Genomic DNA, 25,376 nt, shown 5'->3' on the forward strand with positions numbered 1-25,376 from the left:
CATAGGGTATAGGGAATGACTGGAACGAGGAATTGGATGCAGACCCTGACCAAGCCCAAGGTGATGAACCGTCTCAACCGGATCGAGGGACAGGTGCGCGGCATCGCCCGGATGGTCGAGGATGACCGATACTGCGTGGACGTGCTGACCCAGCTGCAGGCGGTGCGGGCCGCCCTGCTGCGTGTCGAGAGCGAGGTCCTCAAGGATCACCTCGACCACTGCGTCATGGGCGCGATGACCGGCGACGATCCGGCCGAGCGCAAGGCCAAGGCGAACGAACTGATCGAGCTGCTCGGACGCGCCTCGCGCTAGTGCGACAGGGTGTCAGACACCCCGTCGGAAGGGTTCGGCGAGTTGCCGGAGATATCCTCTGGGGTAGTCGGGCCGACCGGACACGCCGATCTGGCCCGTCCGAGGCGTGTCGGCCCCCGACCGGAACGTTCCCAGCAGATGGTCCCACAGGCTGGTGAACAGGCCGAAATTGACGTCACCCTCGGTCTGCGACGCCAGATGATGGTGTCGGTGGGCCGGGGCGACCGCCCATATGTAGATCAGCGGTCCGATCTTCATATCGACGTTGGAGTGCTGAAGGATCAGTTGGATCGCCACGGCGAAGGCCAGAAGCCAGGCGACGTCCGAGGGCATGCCGAGGAGCACCAGCGGCGCAACACCGGCCGTCAATTCTATCGCCTGATGGAGGGGATGTTTCAGCAGGCCGTTGAAACCATACATCCGTTCGACGGAATGATGCACGGCGTGCAACGACCAGAGCGCCGGGATGCGATGGCTGGCGTAGTGCGCCAGGGTGATGCCGAAGTCCGCCGCCACTATGGCGACCGCCAGTTGTCCCCATAGCGGCCAGCCGGACGGCCAGACGTCGAGACCCGGGATCACGCCGGACACAAGGGGCAGGGCCAGAACCGAGAGGACAATCGACGCCTCATTGACCGCCGCATGGATCAAATCGCGGCCGGCGTCCCCGTGGGGTTGATTCCAGACGGGTTCGTAGGGCGCCAGACGCTCGGCGGCGAACGAGACCGCCAGCGCCAGCCCGAGCAGGATCGGCAGACTCCACGGGGGCGCCCCGCGCTCGGCCAAGGTCACCGCGGCCCCAAGGAATCCCGCGAAGAACACCGGCGCATAACCGAGACGGACGAGAAACCGGGCGAGGGGCATCGGAGGGCTCCAGGGACGCCCCAGGATGACGCGGCCGGCGGGCGGCTTATTGAACGAACCGATTGTCCGCAGAACGCACGACGCTCGACGCCTGCAAGGGCGTCACGCCGAACATGCGTTTCGTGACGCGGTTCAGATGCGCCTGGTCGGCGAAACCGCCGGCGATCGCCGCCTCCACCAGGCCCGCGCCCGACGCCATCTCATGCCCGGCCCTCTGCAGCTTTCGCCATAGCAGCCATTGCGACAGCGGAGCCTGCATCTGCGCCTGGGCCAGAACCCGGAGGCGCGCGGGGGACAGGCCGACCGCCCGGGCCGCCCGGGCGACGGCGCCGGGCGCCGGGTCTTCGGACGCCTTGAGGAGCGCCCCTTCAAGGCGTGGATCCAGCTTCACTTCCTTGACGCCGAGCCCTTCTCTGAGGCCCGCCACGATGCGGTCCGGCTGGGCCTCAGGGCTCAACAGGGCCGTCACGGAGGGCGGAGCGACGGCCGCGACGGCCGGCGCTATCAGCGCCAGAAGGCTCGAGGCCAACGGCGTGTGCGTCTCCAGGTAAAACAGCAGGACCGACCCGCCCTCGTCGGTCATCCGATGGCGAACCCGCGGGCCGATGACGATCGCCTGACCGCTCAAGGTGCGATGGTCTTCCAGAACCACGCGGACCGAGCCCGTGCGGGCCACGGCCAGCTGTATCGCGACATGGGCGTGAGCGGCGTGCGCTTCATGCGGGCCCGCATAGGCGGCCCATCCGTCGCCCATGGCGAAAACTGCGCTCGATGAAGGCGAAGCCATAGTGTCGCGGCGTCCGCGCCGGTCCCATCGCCGACGGCAGTTGTCATCGCGCCTTCCGGCGAAACCCGCAAGCCGCGCACCATGAGCCCCTCGCAACGGGTAGGAGCGGACCATCGCCGCTTTGCCGGGCCCACGGCACCGCTGGACTGGCGCCTGACGCGGCGGGACGAGGGATGTACGTATCCGATGCGTATCCCAGATAGGTGGACCGTCGTGTTCCGCCCGCCTTGGGGGGGCCATTGCTCATGACGTCCGTACCGCCGACCCGCGACGGCTATCCGGCCGAGCTGAGAGCCCTGACCAGTCTGCGGGCCTTCCTGGCCGTGGGCGTGGTGCTGTTCCACTACCAGCTCCAATGGGATCCGGCCTTGGGCTTCAGCCCGATCATCGAGCGCAGCCGGCTGGCGGTGGACGCCTTCTTCATGTTGTCGGGCTTCATCCTGGCCCACGTCTACGGGCCGGCGTTCGCCGCCGGGACCTTCAGCTACAGGCGCTTCCTCATCGCCCGCTTGGCGCGGCTCTACCCCCTACACGTCTCGGTGCTGGCCAGCGTGCTGGTCATGGTCCTGGGCGCCACCGCGGCCGGGGTCCGGTTCGACGCCGACAGCTATCCGCCGCTGGCCTTCTTCCAGACCCTGTTCCTCGTCCAGGCCTGGTTCCCGACGGACGCGGTCATCCACTGGAGCGGACCGAGCTGGTCGCTGTCGGCGGAATGGTTCGCCTATCTCCTGTTCCCGGCCTTCGCATGGCTGGCCCTGCGGTTCCGGGCTCGCCCCTGGGCGTTGCTCGGGACGGGGGCGGTGGCGTTCGTCGTGTTCGACGCCCTGTACGTTCAGGCGTTCGGCAAGGTCCTGCCCCGGGCCGAGGATTCCCTCGGCATTCTGCGGATCGTCCCGGAATTTCTGATCGGCATGGCGCTTTACGCCCTGGGCCATCGCTGGCGCTGGAGCCGGCCCGTCGCCATCGCCGCAGCCCTGTTCACCACCTTGGTCCTGCTCGGCGCCATGCAGCTGTCGCTGGATGACCGCATCATCGTCGCCCTCTCAGCCCCCGTGATCCTGACCTGGTCCCTGCTTGCACGCGCGGACTGCGAGGGCCCCCTCGCCGCCCCGGCCCTGGTCTTCGCCGGCGAGGCGTCCTTCGCCCTCTATCTCGTGCACATGCCGGTGATCGTAGCCTGGAAGGGCGTCGTCGCTGAACTCCGCGGCATCGACAGCGCCTTCCGGATCACACCGATCGAACTGACCGGGTTGTTTGTCGCCACGGCGTTGATCGCGGCCGCCCTGCATCTGCTCGTCGAGAAACCCGGCCGCGCCTGGATTCGACGCCGGTTCGAAAGTCCTCGGACCTGCCCCTGACGCGAGCGAGGCCCCGGGTCAGGCCGGCCGGCGCGAACTCCGAAAAAGAAGGTTTCCATCGGCGGAAGGGCGGTGAGGCTTTTAATCGGGAGCCCTGAGGGTCCGGGCGTTATTCGGTTGGAATCTGACCCATCATCGGAAAGCGCGTTCTTCATCGAACGCCTCGCTCAAAGCACCGCCCCCTCCGACACTGCCGACAAATCCGAACCTTTGGCGGGCTGGGCTCCCGCGCCGTTTGCTTTGGATCAAAGCGCCGTTCGCCAGCGCCGGTAGAAGGGAATCGAAGACTGTCTTCGGGAGGACCGGCCACATGAACAAATCCCTTGCTCTCGTGAGCGCCCTGGCGCTGGCCGTCAGCGTTTCAGCCTGCGCGACCACCGCGCCCCCGACGGCCGAACAACGGACGTCGTGCGAACAAATGCTCCGCACCATGGGCGAAGGCGCGACCCACAGTCACAGCGCTGAAAAGAGCGGCGGCGTGAGCCCGATGGGAATGACCCACGCCCAATGCCGACGCATGCTGGGCCGGTAGCGCCGGGTCAGCGAGCCATGACTGTTCGATGACGTCCGCAAAGGACAACGACAACGGCCGAGCACCTTGAGATCCACCGGCCGCGCCGCGGAACGACCCCGCTTCGTTCGGCGGCCACCGGCGCGACCTTGCTCAGCCTTTTTTTGCCCTTTGCGCGAGCGCTATTCGCCGGTGACGAGGACGATCTCATCCGGGGACATTCCCGGCCGAACGCTCATGCCGCGATAGCTGACCTCGACATCGGAGGAGCCGGGATAGTCGGGCGCCGGCGTCAGCCCGACCTCGCGGCAAAACTGGTCCCACTGATCGAAACCCACCGTGACGTACTGCAGGTCGTCGCCGTGATAGACGTCCATCGCATGATCAACCTCGTCCCTGATCGTCATCTGGACTCTCTCCGAAAATCGCATGCCTGCTGACCGACAACGTCGGCGAGGATAGAACGCTCCCCTCAGATCGCCACGGCGATCATTGTGCGCGGTCGAGCTAGATTGGCCAGACCCTGCGCATCTGGCTTCCCCGGTCCGGGGACATCACGCCGCTGCGGCATCCTTTCGCCTGCGCACCCCGGGCAAGCCGGATGGCGGCCTCTTCAGCATCCACCTGATAGTCGAAACTTCCTCGCGCGACGCCCTCGGACATGACGGTCCACCGATCGCCGCTCCTCAACACAAACAGTTCGACGATTTCGCCCGTCACCACCGTCTCCTGGATAGGCGCCGCTAGTGCGACCGCCGCAAATGATCCGGAGCATAGTCCAGAGTTTCGCCCAAAACAGCCCGGAGGCTGGCGGCCAAATCCTTGTTCAAGACGAAGGCGATGGATGCGCGGCCCCACGCCATCTACCTAACCGCAACAGGCCTTCCCATCCACCTGTATCGGCGGACACGGGACATCCGCGTAGGAACAGAAGACGCAGCAGTCGCCGTATTTGGGCTTCAGCATCCGACCGCAGCCCAGGCAGTCGTAGAAATACAGGCAGGCGTCGGTCGGCATGGTCTCGGTCGCCTGATGGCCGCAATGCGGACAGACCAATGTCGACCGCAACTGCACTTCCGCCGTCATTGGCCGGCCGCCAGGCGAAGCAGGATCCAGGGCTCTATCAAGGGCTGCCAGGCCAACGATAGCATCACCAGCACCGTCGCGGCGACGAGGAGCCCGGCGGCCAGTCGCGACGGCCGTCGGCAAGCGTCCTCGCGCCGGCACATGCGGAGGCGGCGCCAGTGCAGCATCCATCCCGCCAGCAGGGCGACGACCGCCAGGACGGTCAGCCAACCCCGCATGCCGGCGATCAGCGCCGCGCCGGCGAAGGATAGACCCGCGAGCGAAAGCGCCAACGGGAGAACGCAACAGGCCGCCCAGGCGAACACGGACGCGGCGGCGCCAACGGCGGCCGTCGCGCTGACAGCCATTTCCGGTCGTCCCGCCCGGCGTGTTTCTGGCAAGTCCACGGTTTCTCCTCGGTCCATCGACCGGTAGGATGCAACCCGTAGCGACTACGGGATCAAGCAAAAATGTCGGGACGCGGTTTGACGATCGGACGGCTGGCGGAGAGCGCCGGCGTGAACCTGGAAACGGTGCGCTACTACGAGCGCGTCGGGCTGATGCCCGAGCCCGGCCGGACGCCGGGCGGTCATCGCAGCTACGAGCCCGAACACCGACAGCGGCTCCGGTTCATCCGCCGCTCTCGGGAACTGGGGTTCGGGCTCGACGCCATCCGGCGCTTGATCGCCCTCAGTGAACCCGGGGTCGAAACCTGCCGCGAGGTCCGCGACATGGCGCAGGATCATATCACCAGCGTCGATGCGAAGATCGCGGATTTGCAGCGGCTGCGGCGGGTATTGAGGCAGGCCGTCGCCGACTGCAGCGACGGAGTGGCGGTCCGCTGTCCGGTCATCGAAGAGTTGGGAAGCTGAGTCCAGCCGCCCGGGTCGCGCAGCCGGGCTCGGTCCTTGGCAATCGGAGCCTCTCGCGCCTGCAGCGACGGACCACTCCGCCCAACCGCCTGTGAGAAAGTGGAGCCGCGGCGCCCGATCGTCTGCAAATCGTGGCGCGCGCCTCTTGATCCTCTGGCGACTTGAGATCGCATGCTGCTATTGAGACCCATTCGCACTGACAGGACGCCACCATGCCGGCGACGCTTCGCATCTTCCTCGTCTTCGCCCTTCTGCTGGGCGCCGCGCTCCCTCTGTGGGCCGCGGCCCAGGAAACGACCCCCGGGGCGGAGACCGCTTGGCGGCTGCTGGACTACATCGCCGTCGATTACCCCGGCGCCGTCTCCGACGGCCGGGTGATCAGCGAAGCGGAATACGCCGAGATGCGCGAGTTCTCGACCTCGGTGCGCACCCGCATCGCCGCCCTGCCGGCGCATGAGGCCCAGCCCCGGCTCCTCGCGGAGTCGTCCGCCCTGATCTCGGCGGTCGCGGCGCGCGCGGCGCCGGAGACGGTTGCCCGGCAGGCGCGGAGCCTAGCCGACGATCTCCTCGCCGCCTATCCGACGCCGCTCGCGCCGCAGGCCATCCCGGACCTGCCCCGCGGCGCCGCGCTCTATGCCGAACAGTGCGCCGTCTGCCATGGCGCGACCGGCCGCGGCGACGGTCCCGGCGCTGCCGGGCTCGAGCCGCCGGCGATCGCCTTCACCGATCGGGACCGCGCCCGCGAGCGCAGCCTGTTCGGTCTCTATCAGGTGATCGGCCAGGGCCTGGACGGCACCGCCATGCCGAGCTTCGCCCATCTCTCCGCCGACGACCGCTGGGCGCTCGCCTTCTACGTCGGCGGCTTCGCCTACGATGGGGAAGCGCCCCATGCGGGGGAGCGCGCCTGGCGCGACGATCCCGAGCTGCGCGCCGCCGTTCCGGATCTCGAGGCCCTGACCCAGGTCACGCCGGCGGCGCTGGCGACCCACCTCGGGGAGCCTCGGGCGAACGCGGTGGTCGCCTACCTGCGCAGCCATCCGGAAGCCCTCGCGGTCGGGGGCACGGACGGCCTGGACCTGGCCCGCCGCAAACTCGCCGAGAGCTTGGCGGCCTATCGCGCCGGGGACGCGGGCAAGGCCGAGGAACTGGCGCTTTCGGCCTATCTCGACGGCTTCGAGCCCGTGGAGCCTCTGCTGCGGGCCCGCGACGGCAAGCTGATGGCCCGGATCGAGGCCGCGATGGGCGAGCTTCGCGCCAGCCTGGGTCGCCGGGCTCCGGCCGACGAGGTGGCCGGACAGGTGACGGCCCTGAGCGGGTTGTTCGACGAGGCCGGCCAGGCGCTCGCGCCCTCCCGGGCCTCGGCCCTGTCGACCTTCCTGGGCGCCTTCACCATCCTGCTGCGCGAAGGGCTGGAGGCCCTGTTGATCGTGATCGCGATGATCGCCTTCCTGCGCAAGGCCGAGCGCCAGGACGTGCTTCCGTACGTGCATGGCGGCTGGGTCGCCGCGCTCGTCGCGGGCGCCGCCACCTGGGCGGCGGCGACCTGGCTGATCTCGATCAGCGGGGCCAGCCGCGAACTGACCGAAGGCATCGGCTCGCTGGTTTCCGCTGTCGTGCTCCTGTCGGTGGGGGTGTGGATGCACGGCAAGGCCCAGGCCGGCGCCTGGCAGGCCTATATCCGCGACAAGCTGTCGGCGGCCCTGTCGAAGCGATCGGCTTGGTTCCTGTTCCTGCTGGCCTTCATCGTCGTCTATCGCGAGGTGTTCGAGACCATCCTCTTCTACGCCGCCCTGTGGAGCCAAGGGACGCAAGGCGCCCTGCTCGGCGGCGCCGCCCTGGCGGTCGTCTGCCTGGCCGTGATCGCCTGGGGGCTGCTGGTCTTCAGCAAGCGTCTGCCGATCTCGCAGTTCTTCGCCTACAGCGCGCTGCTGATCGCGGCCCTGGCGGTGATCCTGGCGGGCAAGGGCGTGGCCGGGCTTCAGGAGGCGGGCGTCATGGACGTCCATCCTTTGGCCACCATGCCACGGATCGAGATACTTGGGATCTTCCCAACCTGGGAGGGCCTGGCAGCGCAGCTAGGCGCGGTGCTCGCCATCGCAATCGGGTTTTGGTGGGCTGACCGGAAGAGCAAGGCCGAAGCGAAATCTAGGCTTCTGTCGCAGAGTCCCGGCGTTACCGACCTTTGATCCCTGATGGCTGACCAACGCATCAGATGTCGGCTGAATAAGTCTCCGAGTGTCGAGCCCGGAGAGTCCGCGTCTTGGGCCGCCAGGCCGACGGAGGGTTCGACGGGCTCTGTCAACCCAAACTTACCTTGGCGATAAGGGCAGGCCCAACGATCAGCCGCCCTGGCAGAGTGGCAGACGCTCGCCGCAGGCGCCGCCTCCCGTGCCCGGATTCCCGGCTCCGGCGACGAGTTGCCGTTGGACTGACAGCACCCCTATGAGCCCTCGATTTGGCGGTCTTGTCTTCGTCTTTTGTTTCCCGATGAGGGATCCAGACCCTGTAATCGTGAATTGCCGTGAGCCGGGCCGGTGAGGCATTATTGGGGACTTCGTGGAACGCGGCCGTTGTCGGTCGCATTACACCGGGCGACTTCGGCTTCGGTAAGTGCTTCACCCGCGCGGGCAAAGCGTGAAACTGGGCCAAGCCGGCCGACAAAGCGACGGCATTCACGCATCAACGGCTGCGACGTGCCCGTTCCGCGGCCTTCGCAGGTACCGTCGGAACCACAGGTCCAATGACGTCCATCGAAGTTTAGCTGGATTTCGCGAGGTTGCAGCAGGGTTGCTGCTGCGGCCGACAAGGGCGCGGGAGCAGCGGTTTGCAAGGCGAGGGCCGCCAATAGGTTTAGGACGAGCATGTTTTTAATCCTCCGGAGCTGTTCGTAGCCCGTGATCTGGGGGCTTCAGGGAAGTGGGCCGACGGAACGGTTCGATGAGTTGGTCGAAATAGCTCCGAGGGTAGTCGGGTTGGCCCGCGACGCAGATATCGCCGTGCGACGGGTTCCAGACAGGCTCGTAAGGAGCAAGTCGCTCGGCCAGAGCAGACACGGTCAAAGCGACGAGCAGGATCGGCAACACCCATGTGAGAGCGCCGGTTCCAATCAAGGCTACGGCGACAGCGAGAAATCCCGCAAAGAACATGGGGACGCAAAAGACGCGGGTGACTAATCTGACAACAGGCATGGGCCTCTCCTTCGAGACCAATGTGCCTTGATCTGCTAGCCAGTTATTGAACGTTTCGATTGCTTGTCGGCCGCACCGCGCCCGATGCCTGAGCCGGCGTCACGCCGAACATCCGCCTCATGCTGCGACTCAGATGAGCCTGATCTGCGAACCCGCCGGCCAGCGCAGCAGCCGCCAGGCTCGTGCCGATCTCCATCTCCACATAGGCCCGGCGACCACAAGGACCGGCGGCCAACGCCACAGCAGGCGGCAGATCCAGGGCAACAGCAGGTAGCATCCGATCAGGGCGGACAAGGTCCAGGTCGGCGCATTCCAGCCCTGCCCGCCCGGCACGCCGTAGGACTGGACCAGAAGCACCTGGGCGGGCAGCTGCGACCAGTCGAACCATTGCGGATTGCTGGGGGCTGGGCCGGCCAGTGTCGCGCCGCCCACAATGGCCACGAGGATCAGGCTGACCAGCAAGTGAGCCGGGATGACGCGGAGCAGGCGTTGACGAGAATAGGCCTGCAGGGAGACCTTTCCGGCGGCCAGGCGATCTCCATAGATGCGGGCCAGTACGTAACCGGAATCGATGATGAAGAAGTCGGTGAGCAGATAGCCGCGCTCGAACACCGGATGCAGCTGCCCCAGCGGAACAGGAGCCGCGTCCCGGAAATGATAGAGGATGATCAGGGCTCCGACGATGAAGCGGAGCGCGTCCAGCCAGCCGCCCCGCGCGATGCGTGGCGGAGATCGATCCCTCGGCTCGTCGGCGGCACGGAGCATGCTCGTCCCTAACCCCGGAGCGACCAAGGAAAGGTCATCGACCGGGCTAGAGCCCGCCCGGATAGAGAAGCGCTACACCAACGACCAGGGCGACCGCCATGCCGATGGTGGCGACGACCTGGGGCCGGCCTCGGGGGGTGATCAGGATATGGGCCGCGGCGAGCGGGACGAGCGTCCCGCCGTATCCGAGGTAAAGAGGCAGCTTGAACGTACCGACCATCGTGGATCCAAGGAAGAGCGCGCCGACCACGGCGATCGGAACGCTGATGAGCGCCACGACGAGGTCGAGCCCCGGCCGGGGTGGTTTCGGCGCCTTGCGGCGCCCCGCCCGGTGTTTGCTGTAAGGCCTTGTGGTCCAACGCGGGCTGCCGCCCCGGATGGTGGTTTTCTTGCCGCCTGCCATGATTTCAAGTCCGATCGGAAGAGGCCTTCACCGGTGACCGTCTTTCAAGGTCTCCGGGCGGGCGTCGGCGCAGCCGCCCGCCGACGCGTCGATCTGTCTCGAAGTCCTCGGTTGCGTGAGCGTCACACCGTGGGTAGATGCGGGTCAGGGATCCCATTTGCAAAATTCGATTCGTTCCTTCTGCGTCTTTCTGTGCACCGCCCTTCTGGCGGTGACGACGCTGCATGGCATGATGGATGCGCAGCACGGCATGGCGCATGCCGCCGATTGGCCCGCCGTAGCGCTGGTCGAAGTCGACACGGTGGCGGACCGGATCGCGGATCACGTCCATGTCGCGCCGGACGATCAATCCGACGACGCCCCGGCCGAAGACGTCGATAGTGGAGGACCGGTGGGTCACGGACACCAGGTCGGCGGCGACAGCCACGGCGCCCTCCCCGGAGCCGAGCATCCGCTAGGCGACGGCCTGTCTTCAAGGCTCGCCGCCCGTACGCCCGGCGTGGCTCCGGCCCTGGGCGATCTGAGCCGGGACGGGCCCGAATATCCTCCGAAACGGATGCGCACGGTCGTCTGAACCGGCGCGGCCGTTCGGCTGCGCGCACCTCGTTTTCCGGAGATTTCCTTGAACACCCCGATCACCGGCCTGGCCGGATCGTGGGCGCGTCTGGCGGCCGTTTCGGCGCTGGCGCTTCCACTGGCGGCGTTGCCGTCTCTTCCTGTGCTCGCGCAGACCCCGCCATCGGCCGCCGCAGAGGCGGCCGCCCTGACCCTGGAGGGCGCGCTCGCGCGCGCCGCCGGCGTCGACCCGAGCTTGCCTGGCGCGGAGGCGCGTGTTCGCGCCGGTGACGCGGCCGTTCGGCAGGCCGACCTCCGACCCAATCCGACCTTGGGCCTGATGGTCGAAAACCTGCCCACCTTGGGCGGGGGGGACATCCTCAACAGGACCGAAACGACCCTGTCCTATGAGCAGCGGCTGGAACGGGGTGGTGATCGCCCCGCGCGCGTCGCCCTGGCGCAAGGGGAAGCGGCCGTGGTTCGGGCCGAAGCCGCTATCCGGAGACTCGACCGGCTTGAACAGGTGCAGCGCGCATGGGCTGACGCTCTTGCCGCCCAGGCCGAACTTGAGATCGCGCGTGAACGCCTCGCCCTGGCCGAACGCTTCCAGATCGAAGTGCAGCGTCGGGTCGACATGGCCCGCGATCCTCTGTTCGCCGGCGCCCGCGCCGAAGCCGAACTCGCCCAGGCCCAGATTGACTTTGACCAGGCAGGAATTCAGGCCCGGCTCGCTCGCGCCACGCTCGGACGCTTCTGGATCGGCGCCCCGGATTTTTCTCTCGATCCGGCCGACTTCGAGGACACCAGCGCCGCCCGAGAAATGGCCGGCCCGGCCTCCGGGATCGACCTCGCGGTTCTGGCCGCACAGCGGGATGTCGCTCAAGCCAGAGTCCGCGTGGAACAGGCGCGCTCCACCCCTGACGCCACGGTCAGCGTCGGCGTCCGCCACTTCTGGGACGGGCAAGATCTTGGCCTGGTGGTCGGCGGGTCCATCCCGCTCGGCCGCTACGATCGAAACGAGGGGGCCATCGAGCGCGCCAGGTTCGAAGGCGTCGCCGCCGAGGCCGACATGGCGGCGCTCCGGCAGGAACGGGAACGCGAGATCGCCCGGCTGCAGGTGCTCCTCGCTTCGCGGGCCCTCGAAGCCCAGCGCATCGCCAATGAAACCTTGCCCCAGGCCGAGCGCGCCGTGGCCCTCGTCCGCGAAGGCTTCGCGCGCGGCGGCTTCACCTACAACGACGTCATCGCCGCCCAGACCGCGCTTCTCTCCACCAAGGCCCGACGCGTCGCCGTCCTCAAACAGTTTCACATCGACCGCGCCCGCCTTGACCGGCTGACCGGCGCGCATGCCGACCTGCTCGGCCTGGAGACCCGCTCATGATCCGTCACACCCCCTCGCGGCGCGTCATCGCCGCGTCATTGCTGGCCCTTGCGGTCGGCGTTTCAGCCTGCGGACAGGGCGGGGCTGAAAAAGCCGAGGGCGCAGAGGCCGCGGCGGCCGCTGACTATGAGCGGGGCCCGCACAACGGCCGCCTGCTCCGGGATGGCGATTTCTCCTTGGAGATCACCATCTTCGAAGAGGGCCCCGAGCCGCTCTATCGCCTCTATCCATATTTGAAGGACAAGCCGCTGGATCCGCGACAGGTCCAGACCTCCATCGCCCTGACGCGGCTGGGGCCCAAGGTGGATCGTTTCGCCTTCACGCCGAGCGCAGACTATCTCGCGAGCCCCACGGTGGTGGTCGAGCCGCATTCGTTCGACGTCTCGGTGGCGGCGACCCATGCGGGCAAGCGTTCGACCTGGACCTATCCATCCTATGAGGGCCGCACGGTGATCACCGCCGAAGCCGCCCGGGCCGGCGGGGTCACGACCCAGAGAGCCGGCGGGGCGGTGTTGGGCGAGAGCCTGCCGCTCAGTGGTCGGGTCGAGATCACGCCCGAGGGACAGAGCGAAGTCCACGCCCGCTATCCCGGACGGGTGGTGGCGATGAATGTCCAGTTGGGCCAACGCGTCTCGCGGGGTCAGGTGCTGGCGCGCGTCGAGTCCAGCGACAGTCTGCAGACCTATTCCGTCACCGCCCCGATCTCGGGAATGATCACGGCCAAGAACGTCAACCCCGGCGCCATCACGGGCAATGGCGAGCCGATGCTGACCATCGGCGATCCGACCCGGCTCCACGCTGAATTCTTCCTCTATCCCCGCGACGCCGAACGCGTCCGGGTCGGCCAGCGCGTCGAGATCACCAGCCTGGCGGGCGAACATCGCGCGCTCGGCGTCATCGAGGCGGTCCTGCCGTCCAGCGACCCCATGAGCCAGACCCTGGTCGCCCACGTTGAACTGCCCTACCAGGGCGGGGTCTGGAGGCCCGGTCTCGGGGTCCAGGGTACGGTCCAGGTCGGTCAGGGCGAAGTTGCGCTGGCGGTCCAGACCAAGGCCATTCAGCCATTCCGCGATTTCCAGGTCGTCTACGCCAAGGTCGGCAACACCTATGAAGTGCGGATGCTGGAACTCGGCCGCCGCACGCCGGAATGGACCGAGGTGCTGGGCGGTCTCGAACCCGGAACCGAATACGTCGTCGACGGCGCCTTTCTCATTCGCGCGGACATCGACAAGTCCGGCGCGAGCCATGACCACTAGGGGGCGCGCAGACCATGCTTGAACGCATCATCGCGCTGTCGATCCGCTTCCGCTGGGGGGTCATGGCGCTCGTCCTTCTGGCCTGCGCGGTCGGCGTCTGGAGTTTCCAGCGCCTGCCGATCGACGCCACGCCGGACATCACCAACGTCCAGATCCAGATCAACACCGAGGCTCCCGGCTACTCGCCGCTGGAGGCCGAACAACGCATCACCTTCCCCGTCGAGACGGCGGTCGCGGGCGTACCGGGCCTGCAATACACCCGGTCGGTCTCGCGCTACGGGCTGAGCCAGGTCACCGTCATCTTCGACGACGGCACCGACATCTATTTCGCGCGCCAACTGGTCAACGAGCGGCTTCAGAACGCGCTCGGCCAGCTCCCCCCAGGCGTTACGCCCGAACTCGGCCCCATCGCCACCGGCCTGGGCGAAATCTTCATGTACACGATCGACGCCGCGCCGAACGCGCGTCGCCCGGACGGACAGCCCTATACGACCGAGGATCTGAGAACCCTGCAGGACTGGGTGATCCGACCGCAGCTGCGCAACACCAAGGGCGTGACCGAGGTCAACACGATTGGCGGATATGAGCGTCAGTATCACGTCACGCCCCAGCCCGATCGTCTTTCCGCCTATGGCGTGACCATGGCCGAGGTGGTCGATGCGCTGGACAACAACAACGCCAACGTCGGCGCCGGCTATGTCGAACGCTTCGGCGAGCAGTATCTGATCCGCGTGCCAGGTCAGGCTTCGACCACCGAGGATCTGGGCAATGTCGTCATCGCCACGCGGGGCGGGGTTCCGATCCGCATCGCCGATGTCGCAGACGTGGGCATGGGCGAAGAACTGCGCACCGGGGCCGCGACTGAAGATGGCAAGGAGACCGTGCTCGCCACGGTTCTGATGCTGGCCGGCGAGAACAGCCGTGTGGTGGCCCGGGCCGCCGCCGTCAGCCTGGAGGAGGCCGCGCGCGCGTTGCCCGAGGGGGTGACGGCATCGCCGGTCTATGACCGGACAGACCTGGTCGAGCGCGCCATCCACACGGTCGAGAAGAACCTGCTGGAAGGCGCCCTGCTGGTCGTCGTCGTGCTGTTCCTGCTGCTCGGCAACATTCGGGCGGCGTTGATCACGGCGGCGGTCATTCCGATCACCATGCTGATGACCATCACCGGGATGGTGCAGACCGGCACGTCCGGCAATCTGATGAGCCTCGGCGCACTCGACTTCGGCCTGATCGTCGATGGGGCCGTCATCATCGTCGAAAACTGTCTGCGCCGCTTCGGCGAGGCCCAGCACCGCCTGGGTCGCATCCTGACCAAACAAGAACGCTTCGAGCTGGCGGCCTCGGCCTCCAGCGAGGTCATCCGGCCCTCGCTGTTCGGTGTGATGATCATCACCCTGGTCTATGTGCCGATCTTCGGCCTGACCGGGGTCGAGGGGAAGATGTTCCACCCGATGGCGATCACCGTCGTCATCGCCCTGACGGCGGCCCTGCTCCTGTCGTTGACCTTCGTGCCGGCGGCGGTGGCCATGTTTGTCACCGGCAAGGTCGAGGAAAAGGACAGCTTCGTGATGCGCTGGGCCCGGGTCGGCTATCAGCCGGCGCTGGACTTCGCGTTGAAGACCCGGGGTTTGATGATCGGCGTCGCCGTGGCGCTTGTATTGCTGGCGGGCTTCGGCGCGTCGCGAATGGGTTCGGAGTTCGTGCCCAATCTCGACGAAGGCGACATCGCCATGCACGCGCTGCGCATCCCCGGCACCAGCCTGAGCCAGGCCATCCAGATGCAGACCGCGCTCGAGGCTCGCATCGCGGCGTTTCCCGAGGTCGAGCGGGTGGTGGCAAAGATCGGCACCGCCGAGGTCGCCACCGATCCGGTGCCGCCTTCGGTCGCCGACACCTTCATCATGCTGAAGGACCGCTCCGACTGGCCCGATCCGAGAAAGCCCCGCGGCCAGCTGGTCGAGGAGATGGAAGCCGCCGTGAACGAAATACCCGGCAGCAAATATGAGTTCACCCAGCCGATCCAGATGCGGTTCAACGAACTGCTCTCGGGCGTGCGCGCCGACGTCGCCATCAAGGTCTTCGGTGACGATCTGGACGAACTGCTCAGGCTCGGCGCCGAGATCGAAGGCATCGTCTCGACCGTCGAGGGCGCGGCCGATCCCCAGACCGAACAGATCACCGGCCTGCCTGTGCTCCAGATCACCCCGAACCGCGCCGCCATGGCGCGCCTGGGGCTGAGCGTGAACGACGTCCAGTCGGTCATCTCCACCTCCATGGGCGGCACGACGGCGGGGCAGATCTTCGAGGGCGACCGGCGTTTCGACGTCGTCGTTCGACTGCCCGAGGATCTGCGGGCCGACACCGACGCCATCGGCCGCCTGCAGATCCCGTTGCCGGCAAGCGAGGGGCAGGCGCGCCAGTTCGTGCCCCTCGCCGAAGTGGCGACGATCGAGCTCACGGTCGGTCCCAACCAGATCAGTCGCGAGAACGGCAAGCGCCGCATCGTGGTCACGTCCAACGTCCGCGACCGCGACCTGGGCTCCTTCATCGGGGAGGTTCAGGAGCGGGTCGACACCGAGGTGACAATCCCCGCCGGCTATTGGGTCACCTATGGCGGCACCTTCGAACAGCTGATCTCGGCAGCCAAACGGCTTCAGGTCGTGGTGCCGGCTGTGCTGCTGCTGATCTTCGGCCTGCTGTTCGCCCTGTTCCGCTCGTGGAAGGACTCGGCGATCGTCTTCTCCGGCGTGCCCCTGGCGCTCACCGGCGGGGTGGCCGCCCTGATGATGCGCGATCTCCCGCTGTCGATCTCGGCCGGCGTCGGCTTCATCGCCCTCTCCGGCGTCGCCGTACTCAACGGCGTCGTCATGGTCAGCTTCATCCGGGGCCTGATCGAGGAGGGCAAGCCGATTCCCGAAGCCATCCGCGAGGGCGCGCTGACCCGTCTGCGGCCGGTGTTGATGACCGCCCTGGTCGCCAGCCTGGGCTTCGTGCCCATGGCGCTCAATGTCGGAACGGGGGCCGAGGTGCAGCGGCCTCTGGCCACTGTGGTCATCGGCGGGATCATCTCATCGACCCTGCTAACCCTGCTCGTGCTCCCGGCCCTCTACAGCCTGGTGCACGGCCGCGACCGGCCCGAGGATCGCCCGCGTCCCGCCTGGCTCGACCACCTGCCGTTCCGCGTCAAAGGCAGGCGGAAGTGACGGGGATCGGCGATCGCCGCGGACCCAGGGCTTCCACGTTCCGTCCCCAAACCTTCGAAAGGTTCTCATGACAGTTGCGTATCGCCGCGACCGCTGGTCGTGGCTTCAATCACCGGCCATGGCGCTGGCCGCCGTCCTGCTGTTCTTCCTCATGGACGGAGCCATGGGTCAGGCGCTGGCCCATGGCGTCGCCGAGGGCGACAAGGGCTATATCCAGGAAACCTCCGGCTTCCTGTTCTGGCCGTTCGTCTACCTGGGGGCCAAGCATATGGTCACCGGCTACGACCACCTGCTGTTCCTGCTCGGCGTCATCTTCTTCCTCTACCGGATGAAGGACATCAGCCTCTATGTGACGCTGTTCGCCATCGGCCACTCCACCACCCTGCTGCTCGGCGTGCTGACCGACATCAGCGTGTCCAGCTATCTGGTCGACGCCATCATCGGCCTGTCGGTGGTCTACAAGGCGCTCGACAATCTCGGAGCCTTCCAGCGGTGGTTCGGCTTCCAGCCCAGCACCAGGGGGGCGACCCTGATTTTCGGCCTGTTCCACGGCTTCGGCCTCGCCACCAAGCTGCAGGACTTCAACCTGTCGCCGGACGGACTGATCGGCAATCTGGTCGCCTTCAACATCGGCGTCGAGGCGGGCCAACTTCTGGCCCTGGGCGCCATCCTCATCGTCATGGGATTCTGGCGCAAGACCGGCAGTTTCTGGCGGCACGCCTATGCCGCCAACGTCGTCCTCATGACTCTCGGCTTCATCCTGACGGGCTATCAGCTCGTCGGCTTCTTCGTCGTCTGACCGGAGACCTCATCATGTACAACGCCAATAAACCCACCGACGCGGACCTGCCCTCGACGCGCAAGCTGCTGAAGTCCACCGGCATCGCCGTGGCGGTCGCCACGGGGTTGCTCGTCACGGTCGTCCTCCCCGCCGAATACGGCGTCGATCCGACCCGGGTCGGTTCACTGTTCGGCTTGACCGAAATGGGCCGGATCAAGGTCTCGCTCGCCGCCGAGGCCCAGGCCGAAGACGTCGCGGAAGCGACGGCCGCCGCCACAGGCGGTTCGCTTCCCGTCGCGACGGCGGCGGCACCGACGCCGGCGGGCGCTGCCTTGGCGACCCCGGCGGCTCTGCGCTCCGACCGGACTGTCCTGACCCTGGCCCCCGACCAGGGCGCCGAGATCAAGCTGGTGATGCAAGCCGGGGCCACGGCGCGCTTCACCTGGACCAGCAGCGGCGGGCGGATCAACTACGACACCCACGCCGACCGGCCCGGAACCGCCTATCACGGCTACAACAAGGGCTCGGCCGAGCGGGTCGAGGATGAACTGACCGCCGCCTTCACCGGCAGCCACGGCTGGTTCTGGCGAAATCGCACGGGCCAACCCGTGACGATCACCCTGGTCACCGAGGGCGCGTACAGCGAGATCAAACGGGTCGTCTAAGCAACCGGGTCACCCCTTCGTCGTCGGCCAACGATCATGGCGTTCGTCGATGACGAAGGGATGGGCGTGGTCCGCGTCATCTCCCGCCCGGCCTTCACGCCTGTGAAGGTCGTCGGCCGGCAGATTCATATGGCTGTGGGGAAGGTTCTCGGGATCATGGGCGGGCCAGATCAGCAGGCCCAGGACAGTTCCGGTCGCGCACAGCCCCGCCAGCACCAGGAAGGCCGCGCCCGGATCGACCGCGGCGCTGACCAGACCCGCCACGGGATAGGCGATCAGCCAGCAGGCGTGGGACAGGGCGAACTGGGCCGCGAATAGCGCGGGCCGATCGTCCGCGTTGGATGACCGGCGCAGAGCTCTCCCCGCCGGGGTGATCGTCAGCGAATATCCGAAGCCCATGATCACCCACAGCGCCAACAGCGCGACGTAGCTGACGGCCAACCAGGCTCCCGCCAGCAATACGCCGGTCATCGTCGCCGCGCCGAGGACCATCGCCGCGCGGTCGGTCAGCCGACCGAGCAGGCGCGGCAGAAACACCGCCGCGGTCATGGAGCCGCCGCCGAACGCCGCCAGGGCCCAGGCCGTCGCCTGGCCCGAGAGACCAAAGCGCGACTGAACGAGAACGACGGTGTTGACGAACACCATGGCTCCGCCCGCCGCGGTCGCCAGGCTGATGGCCAGCAGGCCCCGCAGGCGCGGCGTCAGGGCGAACAGGCGCATGCCGCCGGTGAGGCGTTGCAGGAAGGGCTTCTGGGCCGCCTTGCCGAGCTTGGGCAGGACAGCGGTGACCACGAACAGAGCGGATACCACGAAACCCACGGCAGTGCCCGCGAACAGGTTGCTGTAACTCATTACCGCCAGCAGCAGGGCCGCCAGCACGGGACTGGCGACGCTTTCCAGGTCGGCGGCGAGCCGCGAGAGAGACAGGGCCTTGGTATATTCCCCTTCGTCCGGCAGCAGATCAGGGATCATCGCCTGGAAGGCCGGCGTGAATGCGGCCGAAGCGACATAGAGCACGGTCATCAGAGCGTAGACCTGCCAGGCCTCGCCGACGAACGGCAGGGCGGCGGCCACGCCGGCGCGCACCCCGTCCAGAGAAACCAGCAGCACCTTCCTGGGCAGCCGGGCCGAAAGTGCGCTCGCAAACGGCGCCACGCCGATATAGGCGATCATCTTGATCGCCAGGGCCGCGCCGAGGATTTCGCCCGCGTTCGCGCCCGCGAGGTCGTAAGCCAGCAGCCCGAGCGCCACGGTCGCCATCCCGGTCCCCAGCAAGGCCGAGACCTGGGCAATGAAGAGGTGGCGATAGCCGGCGTGGCGAAGTGGGGAGAACATCAGGAACCGTCTGAAACGCGCGGATGAAGCAGCTAGTCATATCCCCTCCAGGGGGATAGCATTACATCATGGCTCACGTCGCTCATGAATCCCACCCCGAGATCGTCAATCGGCTGAAACGCGCCGAGGGGCATCTGCGCAAGACCATCGGCATGATCGAGGCGGGACGCAGCTGCCTCGACCTGGCCCAGCAACTTCATGCGATCGAAAAGGCGGTCGCAGCGGCCAAGAAGACCCTGATCCACGACCATATCGACCATTGCCTCGCGCACGCTTCGGACGGCGATCCGGCGGAAGCCCGACAGGCGGTCGTCGCGTTCAAGGCGATCACCAAATATCTCTGACAGCGGCCAGGCGGCGCGCCCTCGGCCCGTCCGCGGTCTCCGAACGGCCCGCCCCCGCTCGGCAGGCGAGAGGCGGCGCGCGCAGGCCAGTGGATGAGCGCAGGATGGCCGCGACTGATTCTTAACCCACGCCCTGTCGTCCTTTTCAGCCCCCGAAAACACCCAGGTGTTCGAGCAGGATCGTCAACCCGAGGACGACCAGCGCCAGACCTCCGAAGAGTTCGGCGATCTCGCCGAAGCGCTGGCCGACCGCCCGGCCGATCAGCATGCCGAGCGTGGTCAGCAGGAAGGTCGTAAAACCGATCGAAGCGGCGATGACCCAGATGTTGGCGCCGATGAAGGCCAGACCGACGCCAACGGCGGCCGCATCGATGCTGGTTCCGACCGCCGTGGCGATCAGTCCCCACGGCCCCGACCGGCGTGGAGCGTCATTCTCCTCCTCAACACGGGCGCGGGTCGCCTCCCAGATCATCTTTCCGCCCACGGCGGCCAGGAGGCCGAAAGCGATCCAGTGGTCGATCCGTTCGACCAGGCCGGCGGCGACCATGCCGAGCGCCCAGCCGATCACCGGCGTGATGGCCTCGATGACGCCGAACACCAGGCCCGCCTTGAGCGCCCCGGGCAGGGTCGGCCGATGTGTGGCCCCCCGTCCGATGGCGGCCGCAAAGGCGTCCGTGGACATGCTGAGGGACAGGATAGCGATGGCGACGGGGGTCATTGCGGATTTCCACCGGGCGACAGACAGCGCTTCCCACTCCGGCCGGTGCGGCGGTGGGACGCGCTGGTCTCGCTAGGCGGCGGTTCCGCTGGTCGGACCACGCGTCGAAACGCGAGCGTGTTGATCCGACCCCGGCGATCAAACGCCGGAAGCTACTCCCCAACAGGAAGCGGCCTTCTAGAGGGTCTCGCGCGCCGCCGCAAGATACTATAGGGGAGTATCCATGGCGCACACCTCCGCGAACAAGAAGAAGCTCGTAACCCGGGTCCGTCGCATTGCGGGACAGCTGGGTGCAATCGAACGCGCGATCGAGTCCGAGGCCGGCTGTTCGCAAATTCTGCAGCAGGTCGCCGCGGCGCGGGGAGCCATGGGCGGGCTGCTGGAGGAACTGATCGAGGATCACCTGCGGCACCACGTGGCCCGCCCCGATCTGAACGAGGCCGAGCGCCGGAGCGGGGCCGACGAACTGATCGCCATTATTCGTCGCTATTCAAAGTAGCCGGGCCCATGGCGACGACGACCGCCGACGATCGACCTCGCGACCGGAAAATCAGGATCGCGCAACCGGCCAAACCTTCTGGGCCGGCATGACGTCACCCGCATTCAGCCAGAAAATGGACTGTCCAATGGGCGAACAATCCGGCCGCAGCCTCCCTGCCCTCGCCGACCAGGCGGAGGCCCGCACGATCGTCCCGGCCGCCCCGAATTGTGAGGGCGGTTCCGGGCAAGCCCCTGTCGACGCCGGTCATGACCGCGATCACCACGATCACGACCATGACCACGACGACGATGGTCACGATCACGAGCATCCGTTCGAGTGGCCGGAGGCGATCCGCATCGGTTTCGTGGCGGTGACAGCGGCGCTCGTGTGGTTCCGGGTTTGGGAGCCGCTTGAAGGGATCAGCCTGATCGGAGCCGTCGGTCTGCTGGTGGGCGGCTGGCCGATCCTGAAGGAAGCCTTCGAGAACGTCCTTCAGCGTCGCATGACCATGGAACTGTCGATGACGATCGCCATCGTGGCCGCGGCGGCGATCGGCGAGTTCTTCACGGCGCTGATCATCACCCTCTTCGTGCTGGTGGCCGAGGTGCTGGAGGGTTTGACAGTCGGCCGCGGCCGCAAGGCCATCCGCGATCTGCTGGAGTTTCTACCCCGCGAGGTCTCGGTTCGCCGGACAGGCGCCATCCGAACCATTTCGGCCGAGGAACTCAACATCGGCGACGCGATCCTCGTCGCGCCGGGCGGACGTATTCCGGTCGATGGCGCGGTCTTGTCAGGCCATTCGTTCGTGGATGAGTCCCGCATCACCGGTGAATCCATGCCGGTGGAGAAGACGGAAGGGACCGCTGTCTTCGCGGGATCCATCAATCAGTCCGGCGCGCTCGAAGTTGAAGCCCAGCGTATCGGCAGGGACACAAGCTACGGCAAGATCATCGAGGCGGTGGAGCGCGCGGAGCGCTCCCGAGCGCCGGTTCAACGCCTTGCGGACCGCATGGCGGGCTACCTCGTCTATTTCGCCCTCGGCTCGGCTGTCCTGACCTATCTGATCACCCAGAATATCTATTCCACGATTTCAGTGATCATCGTCGCCGGGGCCTGCGGCATCGCCGCCGGCACGCCCCTGGCCATCCTCGGCGGTATCGGTCGCTCCGCCCGGCTCGGCGCGATCATCAAGGGCGGCGTCCATCTGGAGACGCTCGGCAAGGTCGATACTGTCGTGCTCGACAAGACGGGAACGCTGACCTTCGGCCGGCCCGAGGTCCAGGCGGTCGTGACCGTGGCCGGCGCAACGCCGGACGACCTTATCGACGCGGCGGCTTCGGCCGAATTGCGATCCGAACATCCCCTGGGAAAGGCGATCATCGCCTACGCCCTGGGCCGGGGACGAACGGTGACCGAACCGGAACACTTCGCCTACACGCCAGGCCGAGGGATCGTCGCCAGGGTGGGGGACTCCGTGATCCTTGTCGGCAATCAGGCCTGGATGCAGGACAACGCGGTGTCGATCCCCGGCGCGCTCAGCGTCGGCGTCCAGGCGGCCTCAGAGGTATACGTCGCCCGGAATGGTCGCCTGCTGGGCGCGATCGCGGTCGCCGACACCGTACGACCGGAAGCCAGGCGCGCCATAGAAGCGCTGCATGGCCTCGGCATCCGCACCCTTCTGCTGACCGGCGACGTTCTTCCCGTCGCCCAGGCCGTGGGAGCCAGCCTCGGCATCCGGGACATCGAAGCGGGCCTACTCCCGGAAGACAAACTCGCCCGCATCCAGACGCTCGTGGGGCAGAAGCGGATCGTCGCCATGGTGGGCGACGGCGTGAATGACGCACCCGCGCTGGCCGCCGCGAGCGTCGGCATCGCCATGGGCTCGGGAACGGACGTCGCCCAGGAAAGCGCCGATGTCGTCCTTCTGGGAAATGATCTCGTGCGCCTCGTCGACACCTTGCGGATCGCGCGACGGACGCGTCGGATCATCTGGCAGAATTTCGCCGGCACCCTGGCCATCGACGCCCTGGGAATCGGCCTGGCGGCGGCCGGCTTTCTCAACCCGCTGTTCGCGGCCTTCATCCACGTCGCCTCGGAGCTCGCCTTCATCCTCAATTCAGCCCGGCTCCTGCCAGCCGGGGCCAGAGCGGATGAGGCAAGCCCCGCTCCGGTCCCGATCGGCGTCCGGCCTACGGCGGCCACGCCATGAGTTCTGATTCGCCCTGCATCGACGTCTGTCGCTTCGATGGCCGAACCGGCTGGTGCGTGGGCTGTGGCCGTTCGGTTCCGGAGATTCGATCCTGGCGCAAAATGCAGCCACGGGCCCGACAGCTGATCCTCAAGGATCTCACGCGACGTCTGCGACGGTTGAAGGATCAAGGAAGGTCCCAGGCTCATCGACCATCCGCGGCGCCTGCCGATCTGGTCCAGAATCAAGAGGGATGACCCGCGTTGACCTCGGTCAAAGCCGCCGCGCCCGCCGGGAGCCTGTCGGACCGGACGGATCGACGCTGGCTGCTCATCCTGGGCCTCGCGATCCTGATCGCCGCCGACCTGGTCCTCGCCTTTGTGGCGACCGTTCCAGGCGTTCTGATCGGGGTCGCCCTGTTGGGCCTGCACATGGGCCTGACCCAGGGATTGTTGGCGGCCCTGGTCGTGGATACGACCCCGTCGCACATGCGTGGAACGGCCTTTGGTCTGTTCAATCTCGCCAGCGGCGTGACCTTGCTGGCGGCCAGCGTCGTCGCCGGCTTGCTGTGGTCCCGGATGGGACCGGAGGCGACCTTCCTCGCCGGCGCCCTGTTCGCCCTGCTGGCGACGGCGGGGCTTGTACTCATGGCATCGCGTGGTCCGAGCGGAGGAACGGCGGCCCTCTGAGCGGCTTCCTGGCCATTAGTCGCCCGCCATGGACCTGGTCGGGACACCTCTCCGAAGACCTATCGGAAGCCGCTGATCCAGTCTTCGACCTGCGCGCGCGAACCCGCCGCCGCACGTTCGAGACCGACCTTGCCGAGGATCGCCAGATGCGAGCTGGCGGTGTCAGGGTGACGGGACAGGTCCATGCAGATCGACAGTACCGCCTCTTGCAACTCGCCCTTCTGACACAGGGCGAGCGCCCGTGCCTTGGCTTCGCCTACCCGGGCGTCAACCGCCGAGGTCGAAACGGGCTTATGCGACGCGGCTGCGCGGCCCGGCCGGATGAGATGGTTCGCCCAGAGCTCCAGCGCCGCCCGCTTCTCAGGCACATAGGTGTGCCGGTCATAGACGCTGGTGACCGCCGCGCCTTCATTGGGCGTATGTCCGAGCACCAACCCGACCACGAAGCGGCTTACGCCGTAGCGCCCCGTGAGCGTCGTCGCGCCGGACCGCCTGACATCATGGGGCGAGCCGACGGCCAGCTTTCTGCGCGTGCAAGTGCGGGCGAACGCGCGGGTGATGGCGTGCGGATCGAGATGCTGGCCAGGAGATCGGGCGGACGGAAAGAGGTAGGGGCTGCCCGGATCAAGCGCCCAGGCGACCTCCAGCACCTCGAGCGCGTCGGCGCCCAGGGGGACGACGTGCTGATGCTTGGCCTTCGCCCGCTCCGACGGGATGGTCCAGATCTTCGCCGCGCGTTCGAACTCGGTCTTTCGGGCGCCGGCGACCTCGTTGCGGCGGGTCAAGGTCAGCATCAGCAGCTGGATAGCCAGCCCCATGGCCGGCTCGAGACGCGCATGAACCCCGGCGGTCTTAGCGCCGGGGGCCCGCGGCACGGACGCCTCGGACGCAGCGTCCCAGAGCGTCTTGAGGGCCACATCGTCGAACATGCGCTCGCGCGACGTGAGCGCCAGCGGCCGGGCTAGCCCGAGCGCGGGATTGGCTTCGATCCGCTCCTCAAGGACGGCGAACCCCAGGACGGCGTGCAGCAGGGCGCCGATCGACGCGACGCTGGCGGCCGCCAGCCCGCTTTCGGTCACCAGCGTGCGCATGAAGACCTTGATGTCCGCACGCCGGATTTCCGTGAAAGGCCGCGCCCCCAGACGGGGCTGGATGTGGTTCCGCCACCTTTGGCGTTCGTTGCTGAGAGTGACCTCCCGCTTCGGTCGGCGGCGTCCACCGTGAAGTCCCACCGCCGCCGCCTGCCAATAGGCCTCGGCGAGTTCGTCGAGGGTTTCGCCGGTCCGCGCGCGTTCGCGGGCGGCGGCCTTTTCGGCGACAGGATCCCCGCCGTCCACGACCGCGATCCGCAATCCCGCGACCTTCGACCGGGCCTCGGCGAGAGAAAGGTCGGGATAGGTGCCCAAGCAAAGACGCCGCCTCGTTCCGTTCGCGGCGACATAGCGGAACTCGAACTGCCTCAACCCGGTGGGGAAGACGCGAACTCCCAGTCCCCGGCTGCCACCGATCCCGATCTCGTAGACTTTGTCAGCGGGTTTCAGACCCGAGATCTGACGATCTGTGGTAAGCAGAAGGCGGGCCACAATGCGCTCTCCTCGCGCCTGCGCTGCAAATCAAGCGCCTCCCAAACTAGCATTTCCTGGGGCGCTGGTGGG

28 protein-coding genes are annotated in these 25,376 nt (G+C 67.2%); 16 read left to right on the forward strand and 12 right to left on the reverse strand.

The window, feature by feature from the left end; all coding sequences use genetic code 11:
- The first annotated feature begins 36 nt into the window (after positions 1-36).
- Entirely contained in the window at positions 37-312 is a 276-nt protein-coding gene (locus tag VN378_RS02930; protein WP_304879150.1) for a metal-sensitive transcriptional regulator, read from the forward strand.
- Between the two features lie 12 nt (positions 313-324).
- Here VN378_RS02930 and VN378_RS02935 read toward each other — a convergent pair whose 3' ends face one another.
- Positions 325-1,176: a sterol desaturase family protein gene (locus tag VN378_RS02935; RefSeq protein WP_303694472.1), complete on the reverse strand. Its 852-nt coding sequence runs from the start codon at positions 1,174-1,176 to the stop codon at positions 325-327.
- Between the two features lie 46 nt (positions 1,177-1,222).
- Positions 1,223-1,930 carry an AraC family transcriptional regulator gene (locus VN378_RS02940; RefSeq protein ID WP_303694471.1) on the reverse strand — a complete coding sequence of 236 codons (708 nt, stop codon included), beginning with the start codon at positions 1,928-1,930 and terminating at the stop codon, positions 1,223-1,225.
- A 278-nt stretch (positions 1,931-2,208) separates the two neighbouring features.
- Between VN378_RS02940 and VN378_RS02945 the strand changes: the two genes are divergently transcribed.
- Positions 2,209-3,321 (forward strand): acyltransferase family protein, encoded by a 1,113-nt coding sequence (locus tag VN378_RS02945; RefSeq protein ID WP_305758979.1) that lies wholly within the window; start codon positions 2,209-2,211, stop codon positions 3,319-3,321.
- 310 nt (positions 3,322-3,631) lie between these two features.
- A complete protein-coding gene (locus VN378_RS02950) occupies positions 3,632-3,853 on the forward strand; it encodes a hydroxylase (RefSeq protein WP_305758978.1) in 222 nt (73 codons plus the stop codon).
- 161 nt (positions 3,854-4,014) lie between these two features.
- Here the strand turns inward: VN378_RS02950 and VN378_RS02955 are convergent, their stop codons facing one another.
- The 4 genes from VN378_RS02955 to VN378_RS02970 all read right to left on the reverse strand — a co-directional run bounded on the left by VN378_RS02955 (position 4,015) and on the right by VN378_RS02970 (position 5,265).
- Positions 4,015-4,239 (reverse strand): hypothetical protein, encoded by a 225-nt coding sequence (locus VN378_RS02955; RefSeq protein ID WP_305758977.1) that lies wholly within the window; start codon positions 4,237-4,239, stop codon positions 4,015-4,017.
- 100 nt (positions 4,240-4,339) lie between these two features.
- A complete protein-coding gene (locus VN378_RS02960) occupies positions 4,340-4,552 on the reverse strand; it encodes a hypothetical protein (RefSeq protein WP_305758976.1) in 213 nt (70 codons plus the stop codon).
- Between the two features lie 147 nt (positions 4,553-4,699).
- On the reverse strand, positions 4,700-4,918 hold the full coding sequence (locus VN378_RS02965) for a GDCCVxC domain-containing (seleno)protein (RefSeq protein ID WP_305758975.1): 219 nt from the start codon (positions 4,916-4,918) through the stop codon (positions 4,700-4,702).
- Positions 4,915-5,265, reverse strand: coding sequence for an MFS transporter permease (locus tag VN378_RS02970; protein ID WP_305758974.1), 351 nt, complete (start codon positions 5,263-5,265; stop codon positions 4,915-4,917). The genes VN378_RS02965 and VN378_RS02970 overlap by 4 nt, the downstream gene beginning before the upstream one ends.
- A 102-nt stretch (positions 5,266-5,367) precedes the next feature.
- Here VN378_RS02970 and VN378_RS02975 point away from each other — a divergent pair, with 102 nt between their 5' ends.
- Positions 5,368-5,769: a helix-turn-helix domain-containing protein gene (locus VN378_RS02975; RefSeq protein WP_325740806.1), complete on the forward strand. Its 402-nt coding sequence runs from the start codon at positions 5,368-5,370 to the stop codon at positions 5,767-5,769.
- Between the two features lie 212 nt (positions 5,770-5,981).
- Positions 5,982-7,955 (forward strand): cytochrome c/FTR1 family iron permease, encoded by a 1,974-nt coding sequence (locus VN378_RS02980; RefSeq protein ID WP_325740807.1) that lies wholly within the window; start codon positions 5,982-5,984, stop codon positions 7,953-7,955.
- A gap of 356 nt (positions 7,956-8,311) precedes the next feature.
- Here the strand turns inward: VN378_RS02980 and VN378_RS16855 are convergent, their stop codons facing one another.
- The 3 genes from VN378_RS16855 to VN378_RS02990 all read right to left on the reverse strand — a co-directional run bounded on the left by VN378_RS16855 (position 8,312) and on the right by VN378_RS02990 (position 10,125).
- The gene (locus tag VN378_RS16855) at positions 8,312-8,632 is read right to left on the reverse strand and encodes a CC_3452 family protein (protein WP_414642206.1); all 321 of its coding nucleotides are present in this window, start codon (positions 8,630-8,632) and stop codon (positions 8,312-8,314) included.
- A 454-nt stretch (positions 8,633-9,086) separates the two neighbouring features.
- Positions 9,087-9,722, reverse strand: a complete 636-nt coding sequence (locus VN378_RS02985; protein ID WP_325740809.1) for an acyltransferase — start codon at positions 9,720-9,722, stop codon at positions 9,087-9,089.
- A gap of 46 nt (positions 9,723-9,768) precedes the next feature.
- Complete coding sequence (locus VN378_RS02990; protein ID WP_325740811.1) at positions 9,769-10,125, reverse strand: hypothetical protein; 357 nt, start codon at positions 10,123-10,125, stop codon at positions 9,769-9,771.
- Between the two features lie 157 nt (positions 10,126-10,282).
- Between VN378_RS02990 and VN378_RS02995 the strand changes: the two genes are divergently transcribed.
- The 6 genes from VN378_RS02995 to VN378_RS03020 all read left to right on the forward strand — a co-directional run bounded on the left by VN378_RS02995 (position 10,283) and on the right by VN378_RS03020 (position 17,966).
- Positions 10,283-10,699, forward strand: coding sequence for a hypothetical protein (locus VN378_RS02995; protein ID WP_325740813.1), 417 nt, complete (start codon positions 10,283-10,285; stop codon positions 10,697-10,699).
- Between the two features lie 48 nt (positions 10,700-10,747).
- The gene (locus tag VN378_RS03000; RefSeq protein ID WP_325740815.1) at positions 10,748-12,061 is read left to right on the forward strand and encodes a TolC family protein; all 1,314 of its coding nucleotides are present in this window, start codon (positions 10,748-10,750) and stop codon (positions 12,059-12,061) included.
- Complete coding sequence (locus tag VN378_RS03005; RefSeq protein ID WP_325740817.1) at positions 12,058-13,317, forward strand: efflux RND transporter periplasmic adaptor subunit; 1,260 nt, start codon at positions 12,058-12,060, stop codon at positions 13,315-13,317. The genes VN378_RS03000 and VN378_RS03005 overlap by 4 nt, the downstream gene beginning before the upstream one ends.
- 14 nt (positions 13,318-13,331) lie before the next feature.
- Entirely contained in the window at positions 13,332-16,520 is a 3,189-nt protein-coding gene (locus VN378_RS03010) for a CusA/CzcA family heavy metal efflux RND transporter (protein ID WP_325740819.1), read from the forward strand.
- 118 nt (positions 16,521-16,638) lie between these two features.
- Positions 16,639-17,319, forward strand: a complete 681-nt coding sequence (locus tag VN378_RS03015) for a HupE/UreJ family protein (RefSeq protein ID WP_349255506.1) — start codon at positions 16,639-16,641, stop codon at positions 17,317-17,319.
- Positions 17,320-17,333: 14 nt separating this feature from the next.
- Complete coding sequence (locus tag VN378_RS03020; protein WP_305758953.1) at positions 17,334-17,966, forward strand: transmembrane anchor protein; 633 nt, start codon at positions 17,334-17,336, stop codon at positions 17,964-17,966.
- Between the two features lie 9 nt (positions 17,967-17,975).
- On the opposite strand, the gene VN378_RS03025 is transcribed toward VN378_RS03020, so the two are convergent.
- Positions 17,976-19,301, reverse strand: coding sequence for an MFS transporter (locus tag VN378_RS03025; RefSeq protein ID WP_325740822.1), 1,326 nt, complete (start codon positions 19,299-19,301; stop codon positions 17,976-17,978).
- 68 nt (positions 19,302-19,369) lie between these two features.
- On the opposite strand from VN378_RS03025, the gene VN378_RS03030 reads away from it, so the two are divergent.
- Positions 19,370-19,645, forward strand: coding sequence for a metal-sensing transcriptional repressor (locus VN378_RS03030; protein WP_300470746.1), 276 nt, complete (start codon positions 19,370-19,372; stop codon positions 19,643-19,645).
- Positions 19,646-19,790: 145 nt separating this feature from the next.
- On the opposite strand, the gene VN378_RS03035 is transcribed toward VN378_RS03030, so the two are convergent.
- Positions 19,791-20,363, reverse strand: a complete 573-nt coding sequence (locus tag VN378_RS03035; RefSeq protein WP_305758951.1) for a manganese efflux pump MntP family protein — start codon at positions 20,361-20,363, stop codon at positions 19,791-19,793.
- 223 nt (positions 20,364-20,586) lie between these two features.
- Between VN378_RS03035 and VN378_RS03040 the strand changes: the two genes are divergently transcribed.
- From VN378_RS03040 to VN378_RS03050, 4 genes are all read left to right on the forward strand, one after another.
- Complete coding sequence (locus VN378_RS03040; RefSeq protein ID WP_292124877.1) at positions 20,587-20,862, forward strand: metal/formaldehyde-sensitive transcriptional repressor; 276 nt, start codon at positions 20,587-20,589, stop codon at positions 20,860-20,862.
- A gap of 127 nt (positions 20,863-20,989) precedes the next feature.
- Complete coding sequence (locus VN378_RS03045) at positions 20,990-23,053, forward strand: cation-translocating P-type ATPase (RefSeq protein ID WP_325740828.1); 2,064 nt, start codon at positions 20,990-20,992, stop codon at positions 23,051-23,053.
- Positions 23,050-23,289: a DUF1289 domain-containing protein gene (locus tag VN378_RS16860; protein ID WP_414642207.1), complete on the forward strand. Its 240-nt coding sequence runs from the start codon at positions 23,050-23,052 to the stop codon at positions 23,287-23,289. Before VN378_RS03045 ends, VN378_RS16860 begins: the two co-directional genes overlap by 4 nt.
- A 6-nt stretch (positions 23,290-23,295) precedes the next feature.
- Positions 23,296-23,721, forward strand: a complete 426-nt coding sequence (locus VN378_RS03050; RefSeq protein ID WP_325740830.1) for an MFS transporter — start codon at positions 23,296-23,298, stop codon at positions 23,719-23,721.
- 59 nt (positions 23,722-23,780) lie between these two features.
- Here VN378_RS03050 and VN378_RS03055 read toward each other — a convergent pair whose 3' ends face one another.
- Positions 23,781-25,304 carry a tyrosine-type recombinase/integrase gene (locus tag VN378_RS03055; RefSeq protein WP_325740832.1) on the reverse strand — a complete coding sequence of 508 codons (1,524 nt, stop codon included), beginning with the start codon at positions 25,302-25,304 and terminating at the stop codon, positions 23,781-23,783.
- Positions 25,305-25,376 lie beyond the last annotated feature (72 nt).

This window comes from Brevundimonas sp., assembly GCF_035561115.1.
Lineage (GTDB): Bacteria > Pseudomonadota > Alphaproteobacteria > Caulobacterales > Caulobacteraceae > Brevundimonas.